The 206-nt window shown below is 55.3% G+C and carries 1 protein-coding gene; it reads right to left on the minus strand.

All coding sequences use genetic code 11. The features are described 5' to 3' along the window. A partial coding sequence (locus tag ACO0LB_RS21105) for a DUF4214 domain-containing protein (RefSeq protein WP_423052721.1) occupies positions 1-187 on the minus strand: 187 nt, incomplete at its 3' end. Positions 188-206: the final 19 nt, after the last annotated feature.

Genomic DNA, 206 nt, shown 5'->3' on the forward strand with positions numbered 1-206 from the left:
CCAGCATATTGCCCCGGCTTAATCCCTGCCCCAGCTGCCCCTGCCAGTACGTCTTACCCGCCGCATCTGCCGGCCTGTGCAGGATATTCTGATACATCCTGTCCACAAAGTCCCCGTCATTCAATGTCCCATAGGTGCTCTGGAACTCAAGTCCAGCCACGAACGCACTACTGACGTCTTTTAACATCACACCGGTTTTCTCCTGC

Origin of the sequence: Undibacterium sp. SXout7W, assembly GCF_049339385.1 — a bacterium.
Taxonomy (GTDB): domain Bacteria; phylum Pseudomonadota; class Gammaproteobacteria; order Burkholderiales; family Burkholderiaceae_D; genus Undibacterium.